18 protein-coding genes are annotated in these 17,640 nt (G+C 70.5%); 4 read left to right on the forward strand and 14 right to left on the reverse strand.

Features of this window, described 5'->3' with window-relative positions:
• The first annotated feature begins 3 nt into the window (after positions 1 to 3).
• The 3 genes from JNX00_RS18430 to JNX00_RS18440 are packed head-to-tail and all read left to right on the forward strand — an operon-like array spanning position 4 to position 4,826.
• A complete protein-coding gene (locus tag JNX00_RS18430; protein WP_204743109.1) occupies positions 4 to 1,143 on the forward strand; it encodes a flagellar type III secretion system protein FlhB in 1,140 nt (379 codons plus the stop codon).
• Positions 1,140 to 3,227: a flagellar biosynthesis protein FlhA gene (locus JNX00_RS18435; RefSeq protein ID WP_204743110.1), complete on the forward strand. Its 2,088-nt coding sequence runs from the start codon at positions 1,140 to 1,142 to the stop codon at positions 3,225 to 3,227. The genes JNX00_RS18430 and JNX00_RS18435 overlap by 4 nt, the downstream gene beginning before the upstream one ends.
• Positions 3,228 to 3,272: 45 nt before the next feature.
• The gene (locus JNX00_RS18440; protein WP_204743111.1) at positions 3,273 to 4,826 is read left to right on the forward strand and encodes a methyl-accepting chemotaxis protein; all 1,554 of its coding nucleotides are present in this window, start codon (positions 3,273 to 3,275) and stop codon (positions 4,824 to 4,826) included.
• A gap of 75 nt (positions 4,827 to 4,901) precedes the next feature.
• Here JNX00_RS18440 and JNX00_RS18445 read toward each other — a convergent pair whose 3' ends face one another.
• The 14 genes from JNX00_RS18445 to flgB form a co-directional block, all read right to left on the reverse strand.
• Positions 4,902 to 5,900 (reverse strand): hypothetical protein, encoded by a 999-nt coding sequence (locus JNX00_RS18445; protein WP_204743112.1) that lies wholly within the window; start codon positions 5,898 to 5,900, stop codon positions 4,902 to 4,904.
• A 123-nt stretch (positions 5,901 to 6,023) separates the two neighbouring features.
• Positions 6,024 to 6,917, reverse strand: coding sequence for a flagellin (locus tag JNX00_RS18450; RefSeq protein WP_204743113.1), 894 nt, complete (start codon positions 6,915 to 6,917; stop codon positions 6,024 to 6,026).
• Positions 6,918 to 7,040: 123 nt separating this feature from the next.
• The gene (locus JNX00_RS18455; protein WP_204743114.1) at positions 7,041 to 8,102 is read right to left on the reverse strand and encodes a hypothetical protein; all 1,062 of its coding nucleotides are present in this window, start codon (positions 8,100 to 8,102) and stop codon (positions 7,041 to 7,043) included.
• 19 nt (positions 8,103 to 8,121) lie between these two features.
• Positions 8,122 to 9,033, reverse strand: coding sequence for a flagellar hook-associated protein 3 (locus JNX00_RS18460; protein ID WP_204743115.1), 912 nt, complete (start codon positions 9,031 to 9,033; stop codon positions 8,122 to 8,124).
• 16 nt (positions 9,034 to 9,049) lie between these two features.
• The gene (flgK, locus tag JNX00_RS18465; protein ID WP_204743116.1) at positions 9,050 to 10,423 is read right to left on the reverse strand and encodes a flagellar hook-associated protein FlgK; all 1,374 of its coding nucleotides are present in this window, start codon (positions 10,421 to 10,423) and stop codon (positions 9,050 to 9,052) included.
• Entirely contained in the window at positions 10,420 to 10,800 is a 381-nt protein-coding gene (locus tag JNX00_RS18470; protein WP_204743117.1) for a rod-binding protein, read from the reverse strand. Before JNX00_RS18470 ends, flgK begins: the two co-directional genes overlap by 4 nt.
• A 105-nt stretch (positions 10,801 to 10,905) precedes the next feature.
• Positions 10,906 to 12,051: a flagellar basal body P-ring protein FlgI gene (locus tag JNX00_RS18475; RefSeq protein WP_204743118.1), complete on the reverse strand. Its 1,146-nt coding sequence runs from the start codon at positions 12,049 to 12,051 to the stop codon at positions 10,906 to 10,908.
• A 13-nt stretch (positions 12,052 to 12,064) separates the two neighbouring features.
• Positions 12,065 to 12,718, reverse strand: a complete 654-nt coding sequence (flgH, locus tag JNX00_RS18480; protein ID WP_204743119.1) for a flagellar basal body L-ring protein FlgH — start codon at positions 12,716 to 12,718, stop codon at positions 12,065 to 12,067.
• On the reverse strand, positions 12,718 to 13,506 hold the full coding sequence (gene flgG, locus JNX00_RS18485) for a flagellar basal-body rod protein FlgG (protein ID WP_204743121.1): 789 nt from the start codon (positions 13,504 to 13,506) through the stop codon (positions 12,718 to 12,720). The genes flgH and flgG overlap by 1 nt, the downstream gene beginning before the upstream one ends.
• A 34-nt stretch (positions 13,507 to 13,540) precedes the next feature.
• Positions 13,541 to 14,272: a flagellar basal-body rod protein FlgF gene (gene flgF, locus JNX00_RS18490; RefSeq protein ID WP_204743123.1), complete on the reverse strand. Its 732-nt coding sequence runs from the start codon at positions 14,270 to 14,272 to the stop codon at positions 13,541 to 13,543.
• A gap of 12 nt (positions 14,273 to 14,284) precedes the next feature.
• Positions 14,285 to 15,478 carry a flagellar hook-basal body complex protein gene (locus tag JNX00_RS18495; protein ID WP_204743125.1) on the reverse strand — a complete coding sequence of 398 codons (1,194 nt, stop codon included), beginning with the start codon at positions 15,476 to 15,478 and terminating at the stop codon, positions 14,285 to 14,287.
• A gap of 11 nt (positions 15,479 to 15,489) precedes the next feature.
• Entirely contained in the window at positions 15,490 to 16,167 is a 678-nt protein-coding gene (locus tag JNX00_RS18500) for a flagellar hook capping FlgD N-terminal domain-containing protein (RefSeq protein WP_204743127.1), read from the reverse strand.
• A 2-nt stretch (positions 16,168 to 16,169) separates the two neighbouring features.
• Positions 16,170 to 16,580: a flagellar basal body rod protein FlgC gene (gene flgC / locus JNX00_RS18505; protein ID WP_204743129.1), complete on the reverse strand. Its 411-nt coding sequence runs from the start codon at positions 16,578 to 16,580 to the stop codon at positions 16,170 to 16,172.
• A gap of 2 nt (positions 16,581 to 16,582) precedes the next feature.
• Positions 16,583 to 16,948, reverse strand: a complete 366-nt coding sequence (gene flgB, locus JNX00_RS18510; protein ID WP_204743131.1) for a flagellar basal body rod protein FlgB — start codon at positions 16,946 to 16,948, stop codon at positions 16,583 to 16,585.
• 241 nt (positions 16,949 to 17,189) lie between these two features.
• Here flgB and flgA point away from each other — a divergent pair, with 241 nt between their 5' ends.
• The gene (gene flgA / locus JNX00_RS18515; RefSeq protein ID WP_204743134.1) at positions 17,190 to 17,636 is read left to right on the forward strand and encodes a flagellar basal body P-ring formation chaperone FlgA; all 447 of its coding nucleotides are present in this window, start codon (positions 17,190 to 17,192) and stop codon (positions 17,634 to 17,636) included.
• Positions 17,637 to 17,640: the final 4 nt, after the last annotated feature.

Consider the following 17,640-nt stretch of genomic DNA (forward strand, 5'->3'; position numbering starts at 1 on the left):
ACGGTGTCCCAGGACCAGACCGGCGACAAGACGGAAGCGGCCACGCCGCAGAAGCTGCGCAAGGCGCGCGAGCAGGGGCAGGTCGCGCGCTCCAAGGACCTGGCCACCGCCGTGGGCCTGGTGGTCTGCCTGCAGGCCATCGTGCTGCTGGCGCCGGGCTACCTGGCCGATTTCCGCCGCCTGTTCGCGCTCGGCTTCGTGGTGGCCGATGGCGACGGCGCGCTCGACAACCTGTTCTCGCACGCCTTCGTTCCGGTGACGCTGCTGCTGGCCAAGATGCTGCTGCCGCTGTTCATCATCCCGCTGTGCGTGCTGATCGCCTCGCTGTTTCCCGGCGGCTGGGTGCTGAGCGCCCAGAACCTGATGCCCAAGCTGGAGCGGCTCAATCCCTTGGGCTACTTCCAGCGCATCACCAAGCCCAAGCACCTGGCCGACTTCGCCACCACCGCGCTCAAGGCCTTCACGCTGTTCGGCGTGCTGTACTGGGTCATGAGCGGCAGCCTCGGCGGTTTCCTTCGCCTGAGCGCGCTGCCGCTGGGCGAGGCCTTGCCGCAGGCCTTCTCGCTGGCGCAGGCGGCCGTGTTCTCGCTGGTGGCGGTGTTCGTGCTCTACGCGCTCATCGACGTGCCCGTGCAGCGCCTGGTCTATCTGCGCGAGCAGCGCATGAGCAAGCGCGACATCAAGGAAGAACACAAGACCACCGAGGGCCGGCCCGAGGTGAAACAGCGCATCCGCCAGATCCAGCAGCAGATCGCGCGCCGCGGCGTGCGCAAGACCGTTCCTACGGCCGACGTCGTGATCGTCAACCCCGAGCACTACGCCGTCGCCATCAAGTACGACACCCACAAGGCCGACGCGCCCTACGTGGTGGCCAAGGGCCTGGACGAAATGGCGCTGTACATCCGCCGCATCGCCGAGGAGGCCGGCGTCGAGGTGCTGCGCGTGCCGCCGCTGGCGCGCGCCGTGTACCACACCAGCCAGGTGCGCCAGCAGATCCCCGCCGCGCTGTACCAGGCGGTGGCCGTGGTGCTGCGCCACGTGCTCGCCCTCAAGGCGTTCCGCCAGGGCCAGCGCCGCAGCGAACCCCACCTGCCCCATGACCTCGACGTGCCCGCCCACCTGAGCGGCGACGGACCGACATGAACCCCATGAACACCCTGTTCAACGACCTGAAACAACTGCGCGTGGCCGCGCCGCTGCTGCTCATGGCCCTGCTGGCCATGATCATCCTGCCGCTGCCGCCGCTGCTGCTGGACGTGCTGTTCACCTTCAACATCGTGCTCGCGATGATTGTTCTGCTGGTGGCCGTGAACGTGCGCCGCCCGCTGGACTTCTCGCTCTTCCCCACGGTCATCCTGGGCGCCACGCTGCTGCGCCTGATGCTCAACGTGGCCTCCACGCGCGTGGTGCTGCTGCGCGGCCACGAAGGCACCGACGCCGCCGGTTCGGTGATCGAGGCCTTCGGCCACGTCGTCATCGGCGGTAACTTCGTCGTCGGCATCGTGGTGTTCGTCATCCTGATGATCATCAACTTCCTGGTGGTCACCAAGGGCGCCGAGCGCATCTCCGAGGTGTCGGCGCGCTTCACGCTGGACGCCCTGCCCGGCAAGCAGATGGCGATCGACGCCGACCTCAACGCCGGCCTCATCAACCAGGAGGGCGCGCAGACCCGCCGCAAGGAAGTGTCGGCCGAGGCGGACTTCTATGGCGCCATGGACGGGGCCTCCAAGTTCGTCAAGGGTGATGCCATCGCCGGCATCCTGATCCTCATCCTCAACATGGTTGGCGGCGTGCTCATCGGCGCGCTCATGCACGACCTGAGCCTGGGCGAGTCCTTCAAGCTCTATGCCCTGCTCACCATCGGCGACGGCCTGGCCGCGCAGATCCCGGCGCTGCTGCTGTCGGCCGCGGCCGCCATCATCGTCACGCGCGTCAGCGACGCGGGCGACATCGAGAAGCAGGTGGGCCAGCAGTTGCTGGCTTCGCCCAATGTGCTGTACGGCGTGGCCGGCCTGCTCCTGGTGCTGGGCCTGGTGCCCGGCATGCCGACGCTGATGTTCCTGGCCTTCGCGGGTGTGCTGGGCTACGTGGCCTGGCGGCTCGGCCAGCGCCAGGCCGTGGCGCCACCGCCCAAGCCCGATGCGCTGCAGGCCGCGCTGGTCACCGAGGCCGCGCCCGACATCGACTGGAAGAGCCTGCCCGTGGTGGACCCGCTGGCCGTGGCCGTGGGCTACAAGCTGGTGGGCCTGGTGGACCCGTCGCAGGGCGCAGCGCTGACCAAGCGCCTGAAGGGCGTGCGCCAGACGCTCAGCGAGTCACTGGGCGTCGTGCTGCCGCCCATCCGCACGCGCGACGAGCTGGGCCTCAAACCGACGCACTACCAGGTGCTGCTGCACGGCAGCGTGATGGCCTCGGCCGAGGTCTTTCCCGAGCGGCTCATGGCCATTCCCTCGCCCCAGGTCTATGGCGAGATCGACGGCATCCCCGGCGCCGATCCCTCGTTCCAGATGCCCGTGGTGTGGATCGAGGCGGCGCACAAGGCGCACGCCCTGGGCATGGGCTACCAGGTGGTGGACGTGCCCACCGTCGTCGCCACGCATGTGACCAAGCTGATCCGCGAAAACCTGCCCGAGCTGTTCCAGCATGAGGACGTGCCCGCCCTGCTGGAGCGCTGCGCCGCGCAGGCCCCCAAGCTCGCGGCCGCGCTGGAGAAGGCCTACAGCCCCAGCCTGCTGCTCAAGGTGCTGCGCACCCTGTTGCAGGAGGGCGTGTCGCTCAAGGACATCGTTCCCCTGGCCACCACGCTGCTGGAGAACGCCGAACTCACCAAAGACCCGATCCTGCTCGCCGCCGAGGCCCGCCTGACCCTGCGCCGCCAGATCGTGGCCCAGGCCTGCGGCCAGACCGGCGAGGTCAAGGCCTTCAGCCTGGGCAGCCCCCTGGAGGACCTGCTGATGCGCGCGCTGAGCCAGGCCACGCAGGGCGGCAAGGCGGCGCTGGACAACTTCCCCATCGAGCCCAACCTGCTCACCCAGCTGCAATCGCACCTGCCGCTGGCGCGCGAGCAGATGAAGCAGATGGCCGCGGCCCCGGTGCTGATGGTGCTGCCGCAGCTGCGCCCCGTGATGGCGCGCTACGCGCGGCTGTTCGCGCCCGGCCTCCACGTCCTTTCATACAACGAAATGCCAGACAGCCGAAGCGTGGTGGTCGTGGGCTCAATTGGTTGAGCCCGCAACCGATATACATCTTTCTCAACCCGAAACCGGATTTCCATGTTCAAGAACATCAACATCGGCCCCCGCCTCACGATCGGCTTCGCCACCGTGCTGGCCCTGCTGGTCGGCACCACCGTGCTGGCCTGGGTGGGTCTCAACTCCGCCCTGCGCGCCACCGAGGACATTGTCTCGGTGCAGCAGCGCCTCAACCTGACCACGGAATGGGCCGCGCAGACCACCTTGAACGTGAACCGCGTGATGGCGCAGGCCATGTCACGCAACGACCCGCGCGTGGTCCAGCACTTCGAGCCCCTGATGGCCCAGTCGTCCAAGGACGTCGCCGAGCTGCAGAAGGGGCTGGAGGAGCGCATCACCAGCGAACAGGGCAAGGCCCTGCTCGCCGCCATCAATGAGAAGCGCAACGCCTACCTGGCGGTGCGCAAGCGCTTCTTCGACGCGCTGCAGATGGAGGACTACGCCGGCGCGCAGGACATCCTGGACAAGGAGCTGCCGCCCGCCGTCGAGGCCTACAGCGCCGAGCAGCAGAAAATGATCAGCGGTCAGCGCGCGCTGATGGAGCAGACCGCCACCAGCTCGCGCGCCGCGGTCACGCGCCAGATCACGCTGCTGGCCGCCCTGGCGGTGTGCGCCGTCGCGCTGGCCGCCTTCGTGGCCTGGGCCATCACGCGCTCGGTCACCGAGCCGCTGAAGGAGGCCCTAAGCGCCACCGACGCCGTGGCCGAAGGCGACCTGACCCGCGAAGTGCAGGTGGACCGCCAAGACGAACTCGGCCGCCTGCTCGGCGGGCTCTCGCGCATGCGCGAATCGCTGGTGAAGACCGTGGGCCAGGTGCGCGCCGCCACCGACAGCATCAACACCGCGTCGGCCGAGATCGCCTCGGGCAACCAGGACCTCTCGAGCCGCACCGAGCAGACCGCCAGCAATCTGCAGGAGACCGCGGCCAGCATGGAGCAGCTCACCAGCACCGTGCGCCAGAGCGCCGACGCCGCGCGCCAGGCCAACCAGCTCGCCAGCACGGCCGCCGAGATCGCCCAGCGCGGCGGCAGCGTGGTAACCCAGGTGGTGAGCACCATGGACGACATCAACCAGGCCTCGCGCAAGATCAACGACATCATCGGCGTCATCGACGGCATCGCCTTCCAGACCAACATCCTGGCCCTCAACGCCGCCGTGGAAGCGGCGCGCGCGGGCGAACAGGGCCGCGGCTTCGCCGTGGTGGCCGGCGAGGTGCGCAACCTCGCACAGCGCAGCGCCGAGGCAGCGAAGGAAATCAAGGCGCTGATCGGCGCCAGCGTGGACAAGGTGGAGGCCGGCAGCCAGCTCGTGGCCAACGCGGGCGACACCATGCAGCAGATCATGGGCTCGGTGCAGCGCGTGACGGACATCATCGGCGAGATCTCGGCCGCCGCCGGTGAGCAAAGCGACGGCATCGGCCAGGTCAACACCGCCGTCAGCCACCTGGACCAGATGACGCAGCAGAACGCCGCGCTGGTGGAGCAGAGCACCGCCGCCGCGCAAAGCCTGCGCGACCAGGCCACGCGGCTGGCGGAGGTGGTGCAGGTGTTTCGCCTGCGCAGCCCGGCCGCCTGAGCGGGCGCGGCCGCACCCGGCGGGGGGCGGCCTTTCGCGCGGGCCAGCGGATGGGTGGAAAACCCCGCCCGGGGCTCAGGCCGGGCCGGGCGGCGACGCCGCCGGCTCCATGCCCACCGGCCAGATCTGCATCAGCGCCGTGGTGAATTCGGCCCCCACCTGCAGCAGCGCCGAGGACACCGGCCCCGGCCGGTAGCCCATGCCGCTGGCGGGCACCGCCGTCAGTGGCGCGCCCAGCTGCACCACGGCCGGCGCCGCGCCCGCGCGGCCCATGGCCGCCACGATGTCGGGCAGCACCACGCGCAGCAGCTCCAGGTGCTCGGGCTGGCGCGGCAGTACCGCCAGGGCCAGGCGCGACTGGCGCCAGCACAACTGCAGCAGCACCTGCCCGCCACCCGGCAGGCCCAGTTCCAGTTCCAGGCCGGCTTCGGTCTGCGGCGGGTGCGCGGCCAGCGCCTCCTCGCGCGCCCAGGGGCGGCGCGCGGCCACGCGCAGCGCCACCGCCAGGCTGCCCAGCGAGTACAGGTGGAACACCCAGTGCGGCACCGGCTCGGACGCCGCGCGCAGGACCACGCCCTCGCCCGGCGGCGCCGCCGGGGGCAGGCGCGCGGGGCCTTCCATGAGGGCCAGGCTGCGCAGGCCCAGTTCCATGTGGCGCGAGGACAGGATGGCGCGCCACGCCGCCGCGAGTTCGGCGGCGGACGGCAACCGCCACTGGTGCAGGCGCTGCGCGGCCTGGTCCGGGCGCATCGCGGCCACGTCCTCCGGCTGCGCGGCGGTGTCCGCGCGCGCCGGCACCGGCGGGCGCAGCACCCACTCCAGTTCCAGCGCGGGCTCGGTGGCGCGCACCTGCATCCAGAGCATGTCGCCCAGTCGCAGGTGGCGCGACCAGCCCGCGCCATCGGCCAGGCGCCAGCGGCGGCCCTGGTCCTCGCTCAGCAGCACGCCGTCGCCGTCGTGCCCGTCGAAGCGCATGCGCAGGCGCTGGCCCACCTCGGGTGGTGCCGGGCGCACGGGCGCTTCCGGCGCGCGGGCGCTGAGGGCGGGGGCGGCGTGGACGCGCTCGAGGTTCATGGGTCAGGCCAGGCAAGGAACGGCCGACGCCGCTCCACGGACTCGGAGGGGTGAAGACAAAAGGCCAGCCGGGTCGCGGCTGGCCTTGCTGTGCGAAGGCCGCGGAGGCGGCCCCTGCGGCGCTTACTGCACCAGCGACATGACCAGCTGCGACATGCTGCTGCTGGAGCGCAGCATCGAGGTGCTGGCCTGCATGAGCATCTGGTTCTTGGTCATGTTGGCGGTCTCGCTGGCGTAGTCCACGTCCATGATGCGGCCCTTGGACTGCTCGGTCTGCATGCGCATGTTGCCGAGGTTGTTGAAGACGCTTTCCAGGCGGTTGCTGGCGGCGCCCATCTGGGCGCGCAGCGCGCCGATGGTGTCCAGCGAGTCACCAATGGTGTCGATGATGGTGTTGGCGGCGGCCGAGGTGGCGATTTCGGTGCCCGGGGCGGCCGGGTCGGCGCCGGCGGCATAGGAAGCGGCCAGGCCGTCGAGGGCCGTGGTCAGGTCGCCCAGCGCCGTGGACACGTCGACTTCCATCGTCTCGCCCGTCGAGGCGCCGATCTGGAAGGTCACGGCGGCGGACAGCTTGCCGCCCGTGCCGTCGGTGGTGGTGCCGCTGGAGAAGGAGCGCTCGCCGGCGAAAGCCGTGTTCTTGATGATGTTGCCCAGTTCCTCGCCGAGCTGGTCGTATTCGGCCTGCAGGGCGTCGCGGTCTTCCTGGGTGGAGCTGCCGTTGGCGGCTTCGGTGGCCAGGTCCTTCATGCGCGTCAGGATGTTGCTCATCTCTTTCAGGCCGCCTTCGGCGGTCTGCATCATCGAGATGCCGTTCTGCGTGTTGCGCATGGCCACGGTGATGCCGCGCGCCTGCGCGTTCATGCGGGTGGCGATCTGCAGGCCGGCGGCGTCGTCCATCGCCGAGTTGATGCGGTAGCCGGTGCCCAGACGGGTCAGCGAATTGCTCAGGGACTTCTGGACGCCGCCGAGGGCGTTCTGGGTGCTCAGCGAAGCGGCGTTGGTGTGCAGACTCAGCATGGTGGATTTCTCCTGTGGGCTGTTGGTCGGGTCCGTCGGGTATCGACGTCCTCCCCCTTACTGAGCGACCGCCGCGCGGAGAACCTTAAGCGCGACACCGAAAATTCTTGGCGCGCCGCGCGCTCAGCCCAGCAGCGAACGCACGCGCTCGCGGCTGATGCCCGCCACCGTCGGGGCCACGGCCTCGAAGCGCGCGTAGCCGGCCTCGGCCAGGCGCCGCGCGAAGCCGTCGGCCAGGGCGCGCGCGCGCTCGGGCGTGGTGACCGCGGCGCCGCCGACCGGGGCCAGGCCCTGCTGCTGTTCGACGAGCAGGGCCTGCGCGCGCTGCTGCGCGCCGGCCACGGCGGCGATGCCCGCGGTCACGCGGCCCAGGGCCTCGCGCAGCGCGGCAGGCTCGGCGCCCGGTGCCTCGAACACGGCCTCGCCCAGTGCCGGGGGCAGCACCGGTGTGCGCACGGGCTGGGCCTGGCCATCGGGAAAGCGGCGGCCTTCGCCCTTGATGAGGATGCGGTCCTGAAAGCGCGGCCACTCGGCCTCGGGCACGCTGAACACGGGCTCGCCCGCGCCGTCGGCGCGCACGCGGATGCCCACGGGCGCCAGCGCCTGGTCGAGCCGGCGCAGGTTGGCCGAGACCGGCAGTTCGGGGTCGACGGTGGCGGTGAGCGGTGCGGGCGCGTTGCCCGTGACCACGGTGAGCACCTCGCGCGCGCCCGCGCTGAGCGCGGCGCGGGACAGGCCCCGCACGCGGAAGTCCTGGCGCGCATGGCCGGGCTCGCCGACGCGCAGTTGCGCGTCGAGCGCGCCGGCGGTGGCGCGCTCGCGCTGTGACCAGCCGGCCTTCAGGCCGGCGCGCAGGACGTCGGCGGCGGCCGCGCTGGCGCCGGGCTGGGCCGGGTCGGCACCGAGCTGGGCCGCGTAGTGCTGGCGCAGGGCCTGCAGGCCCTGCTGCAGGCGGTCGAGAAAGACACCCGCCAATTGCGCGCCGGCCACGCCGCTCTGGCGCGTGGGGTCGAAGTCCTTGAGCCCGCGCGTGAGCGGCGCGCGGGGTGCCGGCGAGCCACCCGGCGCCAGGCGGTCGTCGGCCGGACCCGCCGCCGCGCGGGGCGCGGCGCCCGGACCAACGCCCCGGGTGTCGGGGTCGAGGCGGTGGGCTGGCGCGCCCGGCAGGGAGGGAGCGATCTGCATGCGGCTGGTGTCGTCCCGTTCAGATCACGTCGAACAGGGAGAACGCCGTGATCTTGGCGTAGGCCTTCTGCGTGGCCTGCAGCGAGGTGTTGTAGGCCTGCAGCTTCACGGTGGCGTCGCCGTAGTCGAGCTGGCCGAGCGTGAGCGCGGCCTGGCGGTTGGAGAGGCTGATGTTGGCGTGCGCGCCGTCCAGGTTGTTCAGCAGGGCCTGCTGGCCCCCGAGGCGCGCAATGCGCTCGCCCAGGCGGTCGAAGGTGGCGTCGGCCAGGTCGGTGGTGGCGACCAGGCGCCCGCGCACGCCCGGGTCGCTCAGGTTCACGCCGGGGGCGCTCAGGTCCACGATGGTGAGATCGAGCTGGTTGAGCATCGCGGCCAGGTCGTCGAGCGAGGTATTGGCGGGCTGCGTGATGCCCTCGCCCACCACCACCATCTGCTGCTGCGTATTGCCGGTGAAGGTGTAGCGCGCGCCGGGCGCGGCGGCGGGATCGAAGCTGATGGTGGGAGACAGGCTGGCCGTGCCGGAGAACAGGTAGCGCCCCTCCTGGTCGCGCGTGTTCGCGAACGCCAGCACGCTGTCGCGCAGCGACTCGAGCGATCCCGAGACGGCGTTCACATCGGCGCTGCTGTTGGAGCCGTCGGCGGCGAACAGCAGCAGGTCCTGCAGTTGCAGCATGTCGTTGCTGATGCTGTCCAGGATGGATTCGCTCTGGCGCTGGCGCGACATGAGGGAACCCACGTTGTCGCGGTACTGCCTGAGGGCGGCCTCCTCGCGGTCCAGCCGCGCCAGGCGCACGCTGGAGATCGGGTCGTCGGACGGCAGCAGCACACGCTGGCCGTAGGCCATCTGCGTGAGCACCTTTTCGACGCGCGCCGTGGCCGCCTGCAGCGAGGTGCTCATGGTGATGTGGAACTGGTTGCTGGCGATGCGCATGTCCGGCTCCCTTGGCTCAGCGCAGCGACCCGATGACCGCGTCGAACAGCTCGCCCGCGACCTGGATCACCTTCATGTTGGCGGTGTACATCTGCTGGTACTGCACGAGGTTGATGGCTTCCTCGTCGGTGTTGACGCTGCTGGTGGACGCCCAGCTCTGCTGCGCCTGGTCGCGCACGGTCTTGGCCGTTTCGAACGAGGCCTGGGACTGCTGGCTGCGAATGCCGATGCCGCCGAGCAGCTGGGTGTAGACGTCGCCCATGCGCACCGTGCCCAGGCCGGCGATGGGCACCGACTGGTTCTGCAGGCCGATGATCGCCAGCAGGTTGTCGCTGTTGCCCGCCTGCAGCGGATCGCTGGAGAACGCCAGTTCATCGCCCGTGACGCCCGGGCGCACCGAGAGCAGACCGTTGGCGCCGTTGAAGACGAACAGGTCGGTACCGGGCGAACCGTCGGGCGCGAAGCCCGCCGCCAGCTGGCCGTTCACCCGGGTGGCCAGCTCCTCGGCCAGCGAGGCAATCGAGGCCACCGTGGGCATGAGCACGCCGTCCTCGAACTCGTAAAGGCCACCGAGCTGGCCCGCCAGGCCCTCGGTGCGTACCTTGAACGACTCCTTGGCGAAGGCCACCTCGATGGCCTGCGATCCGTCGAGCTGGTTCACGAGCTCCATGCGGCCCGCCACCCCGCCCGCCACGAGCGGCACGCCGGACTTGAGCGAGACGCTGCGCGAACCGTCGGGCTGGTCCACCACCGACAGGCCCACCAGCTGGGACAGCTCGTCGATGCGCAGGTCGCGCTCGTCGACCAGGGCCGAGGGGTTGACGTTGATCGACTCGGCGGCGGTGATCTCGCCGTTGAGCCGGGCGATTTGTTCCGCCAGGTTGTTGATCTGCGTGACCGAAGCCCCGCGCTGCTGGCCGATCGAGAGGCGTTGGTTGAGCAGCACCTGGTTGAGGCCGTTGAAGCGCTGCGCGAGCGCCTCGGCCTCGGTGATGATCTGCTGGCGCAGCGGCGCCGAGTTCGGGTCCACGCTGGCGGCGTTGAGCGCGCCGAAGAAGGCGTCCAGGCCCTTGTTGAGGCTGGAGCCCTCGCCCGACATCACCTGCTCGATCTGCTTCAGGTAGGGCTGCACGGTCTCGTGGCGGCCCAGCTCGGACGCGGCCGACCAGAGCTGGTGGCTCTTGTAGCCGTCGCTGAAGCGGATGAGCGAGGGCACGCGCACGCCATTGCCGCTGCCGGCCGCGCCGGCCGCCGTGGGCCCCACGGCCGAGAACAGCGCGCCCTGGCGGGTGAAGCCGGGCGTCATCGCGTTGGCGACGTTGTGGCTGGTGGTGTTCAGGGCGGCCTGCGCGGCCATCGCGCCGCTCAGGGCGATCTGCTGGATCTTCATGGTGTGGGCCCGGTGGCGTCGGCGGGCGAAGCGCCCGCGCCTTGCCCTGACAGGGCGACCGGATCGGCGCCGGACTTAAGCGGCACGGGCATGGCGGGCGGCAGGAGCTGGCGCAGGATCACGTCGGCGATGCCGAAGGCGCGCTGGCGCGCCATGGCGTCGGCCACCTGCGTGTCGGCGATGTCCAGCATGTCCTGGTGGATGCGGTCCTTGAAGGGGCTGTCCTCACCCGCCAGGGCCTGCGTGGCCTGGCGCATCTGCTTGAGCATCTGGCCAACGAAGAAGGCCTCGAACTTGATGGCCGCGTCCTCGGCGCGTGCGCGCACCGCGGCGTCGCTGGAGGCCGGGGATTCGTGTGAGGTGATTCGCAGCTCCATCTCAATCGCCCAGGTCGAACCGTGAGACACCGCGGAACCGGCTTGGCCGGGCCGCAGGTGTCGCCCCATTGAGGGGGTCGCGCGAAGCGCGGCGGGGGTGCGTCTTCATATAACGATGAGCTCGCCATCGATGGCGCCGGCCTGATCGAGCGCCTGCAGGATCGCCATGATGTCGTCGGGCGAGGCGCCCGTGCGGTTGATGGTGTCGATGATGTCCTGCAGCTTGCTGCCCGGCGCCCAGTTGAACATGCGGCCCCGGTCCTGCTCGGCCACCACGCTGGACTGCGGCAGCACCACCGTTTCGCCGCGGCCGAACGGCGCCGGCTGGCTGGCCACGGGCTGCTCGCCGATGATGACCTTCAGGTTACCGTGCGCCACCGCGGCCGGGCGCACGCGCACGCCGTCGGCGATGACCACCGTGCCGGTGCGCGAGTTGAAGACCACGCGCGGCAGCTCCTGCCCCACCTGCACGCCGAGCTTCTGCAGCTCGGCCACGAAGGCCACGCGCTGCGTCGGGTTGGCCGGGGCCACCACCTCCACGCTGGTGGCGTCGCGCGTGCTGGCGATCTCGCCGTAGCGGCCATTGATGGTGCGAACGATGTTGGTGGCGGTCTGGAAGTGCGGGCGGCGCAGGCTCAGGGTGACGGTCTCGCGCGTGTCGAAATCGGTGGGAATCTCGCGCTCCACCGTGGCGCCGCTCGGCACGCGGCCGGCCGTGGGCGTGTTCACGGTCACGCTGGAGCCGCTCTGGCCCTGGGCCGAGAAGCCGCCCACCACCACGTTGCCCTGCGCCAGCGCGTACACCTCGCCGTCGGCCGCCATCAGCGGCGTGAGCAGCAGCACGCCACCGCGCAGGCTCTTGGCGTCGCCCATGGAGGAGACGGTGATGTCGATGGTCTGGCCCTTGCGGTAGCCCGGCGGAAAGGTGGCGCTCACCATCACCGTGGCCACGTTCTTCAGGCGCGGGTCGTTGCGCTCGGGCAGGGTGACGCCGAACTGGCGCAGCATGTTGGCCACCGACTGGCCCTGGAAGCGGATCTGGCTGCTGTCGCCCGAACCCTGCAGGCCGACCACCAGGCCATAGCCGATGAGCTGGTTTTCGCGCATGCCCTCCACCTGCACCAGGTGGCCCAGCGGCGTGGTGCGCGCGGCGTCGGCGCTGGCCTTCTGCGCGACGGCGGGCGCCGCCGCGAGCAGCGAGAGGGCGGTCAGCAGGCCGGCGAGGCCCTGGTGCAGGGTGCGGGAGTTCATGCTGATGGCCCGATCAGAAAGGCATCCAGGGGCTGTTGAAGAAGCGCGTGAGCCAGCCCGGCGAGTTGGCATCGGCCAGGGTGCCGCTGCCCGAGTAGGCGATGCGCGCGTTGGCGATGCGCTGCGAGGACACGCGGTTGGCGGCGTCGATGTCCTGGCCGCGCACGTAGCCGCTCAGGCGGATGAATTCCTCGCCCTGGTTGAGCCACAGGCTTTTTTCGCCGGCGATGCGCAGCAAGCCGTTGGGCAGCACTTCCACCACCACGGCGGTGATGGCACCGCTCAGCGCGTTCTGCTGCGTGCTGCTGGCGTTGCCGTCGAAGGCGCGGTCCGCGCTCAGGCCGATGGGGGGCGTCACGTCCTTGCCGTCGATGCGCAGGGCGCCGATGCCGGCGCTGCTGCCCTTGTCGATCTGCGTGCCCGAGCGCTTGCTGGCCTGGGTGGTCTCCAGCAGCATCACGGTGATCACGTCGCCCACGCGGCGCGCGCGCGTGTCGGCCACCAGCGAGCCCGGTGCCTGCGGCGTGAACACGCCGCCGGAACGCGCCAGGCTCGGCGCCACCCGCACCACCGGCGCGGGATCGTCGGCCAGCGCCGGCGCGCGCGGCGGCGCGACGGCGGCGCAACCGGCCAGCAAGGCCGCGAGCAGCCCCAGCGCGGCGCGCATCAGCGCACCGCCTGCGCCAGGTTCTGCAGCATGCCGTCGGCCGCGCTCAGCACCTTGGTGCTCATCTCGTAGGTGCGCTGGGCGGTGATCATGTCCACCATCTCCTCCACCACCTGCACGTTGGAGCCTTCCAGCGCGCCCTGCTTGATGGCCCCCAGGGCCTCCTCGCCCGCGATGCCTTCGGTGGGCACGCCGCTGGCGGCGGTCTCCTGGTACAGGTTGTCGCCCAGGGCCAGCAGGCCGGCCGGGTTGACGAAGCCGGCGAGCGTGATCTGGCCGATCTCCTGCGGCGCGGTGTCGCCGGGCAGGCTGACGCTGACGGTGCCGTTCTCGCCGATGGTGATGGACTTGGCGTTGGCCGGCAGCGTGATGTCGGGCACCAGCGGATAGCCCTGCGCGGTCATCAGGCGGCCCTCGGGGCTGCGCTGCAGCTGGCCCGCGCGCGTGTAGGCGGTCTCGCCGCCGGGCAGTTCCACCTGCAGGAAGCCCTGGCCCTGGATGGCGATGTCCAGCGGCTGACCCGTGGTCTGCAGGCTGCCGGTGGTGAACACCTTCTGCGTGCCGGCCACGCGCACGCCATTGCCCAGCTGCACGCCCACGGGCGTGTTCATGCCCTCGGCCTGCGCGGCGCCGGGCTGGCGCTCCACCTGGTAGAACAGGTCCTCGAACACCACGCGGTCGCGCTTGAAGCCGGTGGTGTTGACGTTGGCCAGGTTGTTGGCGATGGCCTGGAGCTTGGCGTCCTGCGCCTGCACGCCGGTCTTGGCGGTCCACATGGCTGCGTTCATGGTCGGTTCCTCGTGTGCGTGATGGGGAGAGGGCTCAGCCGCGCACCAGGCGGTCGCCGGCCTGGGCCATGCGCTCGGCGGCGCCGTAGAGCTTCATCTGGATCTCGAAGTCGCGGCTGGTGGCCATGGTGGCCACCATCTCCTCGACGGCCGAGACGTTGCTGCCTTCCAGGTAGCCGGCCTTGACCTGCACGGTCTCGTCCAGGGGCAGGGCGCCGGCCTGCGGGTCGCGCGGCACCAGCAGGCCGGCCTCGTTCTTCACCAGCGCGCCCGGCTCGGGCTTCACCAGCTTCAGGCGGTCCACCGGCTGCATCTCGGCCTGGCCCGGCGGCAACACCGACACCGTGCCGTCGGCACCGATCTGCACGCTCGCCGAGGGCGGCAGCACGATGGGGCCGCCATCGCCCAGCAGCGGGCGGCCGTTCACCGACAGCATGCCCTCGGCGTCGATGGCGATGCCGCCGGCACGGGTATAGGCCTCGCCGCCCTCATGGCGCACGGCCAGATAGCCCTCGCCGGTGATCGCCACGTCGAGCTCGCGCCCGGTCTGGCGGATCGGCCCCGCGCGTTCGCTGACACCGTTGGCGCTGAGTTCGCTCATGTGGCGCGCGTCGTAGCCATAGCCCGGCGTGCGCATCGCGGTGGCGAAGCTCTTGTCGGCGCGAAAGCCCGGCGTGTCGGCGTTGGCCAGGTTGTTGGCTCGCACCTGCTGCTCGCGCAGCGAGCGCTCGGCGCCGCTCATGACGGTGTAGATCAGGGCGTCCATGGCTCAGTCCGCTCAGATCGCTTGCATCAAGGACTGCATGATCTGGTTCTGCGTCTGGAACACCTTGGTGTTGGCCTGGTAGTTGCGTTGCGAGGTCATGAGGCTCACCAGCTCCGAGGTCATCTCCACGTTGGACTGCTCCAGCGCGCCGGCCACGAGCGAGCCGGCCTGGCCCACGCCCGGCGCGTCGTACAGCGGCTCGCCGCTGGCGTTGGTCACGGTCCAGCTGGTGTCGCTCACGTTGGCCAGCGCGTCCTCGTTGGGAAAGTTGGCCAGGGCCACCGTGCCCACGCGCTGGCGCAGGCCGTTGCTGTACTGGGCCAGCACCGCGCCGTCCTCGTCGATGCTCACCGACAGGAAGGCGCCCGAGGAGTTGCCGTCGGCGTCGTTCACCGTGGTGGTGGTCTGGCCCGCGTACTGGGTGGTGCCGGCGTAGTTCAGGTCCAGCGTGATCGGGTCCACCGTGGCCGGCAGCGGCAGGGCCTTGGCCACCGGGCCGGTGGGCAGGGTCAGGCGGCCATCGGTGCCGAACTGCAGCACGGTCTCGGTGCCGGCGGCCAGCGGCGCGCCGTCGAAGCCGTAGTGCACGGTCACCTCGTTCGGACCGGTCTTCACGAAGTACTGCGTGAGCGTGTGCTGCGAGCCCAGCGAGTCGTAGATCACCGAGACGTTCGAGCCGTTGTAGCTCAGGGGCTCAGTCGGGTCGAAGACCGCCACGGTGGGCGCGGTCCAGTCGGCCGAGAGGTTGGCCACGTAGTCCAGGCGCGAGCTGGACACCGCGGGCAGCTGTTCCTTGCTGACGCGAATGTCGCCCATGGGACCCAGCACGTCGGAGCCCGGCACCACGCCATAGCCCTGCAGGCGGCGGCCGAAGCTGTCGGTGACGTAGCCCTCGCGGTCGGCGGTGAAGATGCCCACGCGCGTGAACAGGGTCTGGCCCGACGGCTCCTTCACCGCGAAGAAGCCCTTGCCCTTGATGGCCACGTCCATGCCGCGGCCGGTGTTGAGCGTGCCGCCACCGATGCCGATGGACTGCGTGCGCGAGGCCGCTTCCACGCCCATGGGCGAGGTGTCCGCGTACATGGACGCGAAGTTGGTGCGGCTGGATTTGAAGCCGTAGGTGCCCGCGTTGGCGATGTTGTTCGAAATGGTCTCGAGCTCGGCGTTGATGGCCTTCACGCCGGACAGGGCGATTTCCATGCTCATGCTGCGTTCCTTTATCCGTTGGAAGAAGTGGTCTCGCGACCGAAGAAGCCGGTGATCTCGGCCGGGGTGACCTCGCCGACGCCGCTCACGTTCATCTGCACGCCCCCCGTGGGCGAAAGGCGGATGCCCGAGAGCACGCCGCGCACGTCGACACCCGGCGCCGGGACACCCTCGCCAGCGTCGACCGCGATCGAGTAGCGGCCTTCGGGCAGGCCCAGCGCGGCCGGGTCGATGCGGAAATCCACCGTGCCGGCGGCGCGCGGCCCCAGCTCGACGCGGTGCTTGCGGCCATCGGCCGCGGTGAGCACCACGGCCGTGGTCTGGCTGGACGCGTCGAGCGTGAACGAGCCAGAAACACTATTTCCTTCGATATCTATCCGCGAAGTTCGAACAGCAACGGTGTGGCCAACCTGGCCACCCAGGCTCAGCACCTGCAGGCTGTCGAGCATGGCGGCGGTGCCGTTGTTCTGGCTCACCAGGGTCTGCAGCGCCTCGGTCTGCGAGAGCGTGGCGAGCTGCGAGACGAACTCGCTCGGGTCCTTGGGCTCCAGCGGGTCCTGGTTGCGCACCTGCGCCACCAGCAGGCGGATGAACATGTCCTGCGGCACCGACATGCCGTTCTTCGCCACGCCATCGCCCGAGGCAGTGGCGCTGCCGGCGGCGCCGGTGTTCATGGTGGTGTCGAGCATGGTCAGGACTCCCCGAGCCGCAGCACGGCCATCTGCATCGCGCGGGTGCGCGTGAGCACCTCCACGCTGGTCTCGAAAGCGCGCGAGGCCGACATCATGTCGGTCATCTCGGCCACCGGGTTCACGTTGGGGTAGAAGACGTCGCCGTCGGCGTTGGCCAGCGGGTGCTCGGGCTCGTGCACCTTGCGCACAGGTTCGTCGCTCTCCACGACGTCGAGCACCTGCACCTTGGCGCCGTTGCCCGTTCCCTCTTCCATCAGGGCGGCGAAGACGGGTTTGCGCGCGCGGTAGACGCCGTCCTCGGAACCGGCGGCGGACTGCGCGTTGGCCAGGTTGCTGGCGATGGTGTTCAGGCGCACGGTCTGGGCGTTCATGCCCGAGCCGGCGATGGCGGCGATGCTGTCGAAGGACATGCTCACTGCCCCTGAATGGCCTGCGCGAGGCCCTTGAGCTTCATCTGCAGGAAGGTCAGGCTGGCCTGGAAGCCGGTGGCGTTTTGCGCGAATGCGGCCTGCTCCACGCCCAGCTCCACCGTGTTGTGGTCGCCCGAAGGGTGGTGCGGCACGCGGTACTGCAAGTCGCCGCTGTCGAGGTCGAGCGCGAGGCCATCGTCGCGCGCGGCCAGGGCAGCGTCGTAGCGCGCGCTGAAATCGAAGTCGCGCGCCTGGTAGCCCGGCGTGTTCACGTTGGCGAGGTTAGCTGCGATGATCTCGGCCCGCTGACCGCGCAGCTGCAAGGCCTGTGCGTGTCCGCTGATGACCTGTCCGAAGTGAATTGCCATGAGCCGTCCTCTTTCCTTGCTGTTGTGCGCGGCGATCCTGTGTTCGCCATCAATCGCGTTCTGCGCCAATAATATTCCGCAAATTGTAAAAACCGTGACCGCGCACTGGCTCGAACACGCCGATGGGCGGGGCTGGCGCGGCGCCCAAGTGGACGTGAGCGTGGTTTCCGCGCCGGAACACGAACCAAAGTGTGACCAGCCGCCCGAGGTGGTGGTGGTCGATGGCCGGTACCCCAGCCGAATGAAATTGGTGTTGCGCTGCGGCGAGCGCTGGCGCGAGCCGGTGGTGGCGCGCGCCCGGCTGCGCGCCGAGGTGCTGGTGGCCGCGCGCGACATCGGGGCCGGCGCCGCACTGACCGAAGCGGACCTGCGGTACGAGGCGCGCGACCTCAGTGCCACGCCCGAGGCGATCGGCTCGCTGGACGCGATTGCGGGCCTCGTGCCGCGGCGCGCCCTGCGCGAGGGCACGCTGCTGCAGGCCAAGCTGCTGCACGAGCCGGTGCTGGTGCGGCGCGGCCGGCCGGTGCGCATCGTGGCGCGGCACGGCGGCGCCATCGCGGTGGAGAGCGCGGGCGAAAGCCTGGGCCAGGGCAAGCGCGGCGACGCGGTGCGCGTGCGCAACCTGGCCTCGGGCCGCGTGATCGAGGCGCGCGTGGTGGGCCCCGACGAAGTGGAGCCGGTGAAGTAGCGCC

This window comes from Hydrogenophaga sp. YM1, assembly GCF_016903055.1.
Lineage (GTDB): Bacteria > Pseudomonadota > Gammaproteobacteria > Burkholderiales > Burkholderiaceae_C > Hydrogenophaga > Hydrogenophaga borbori.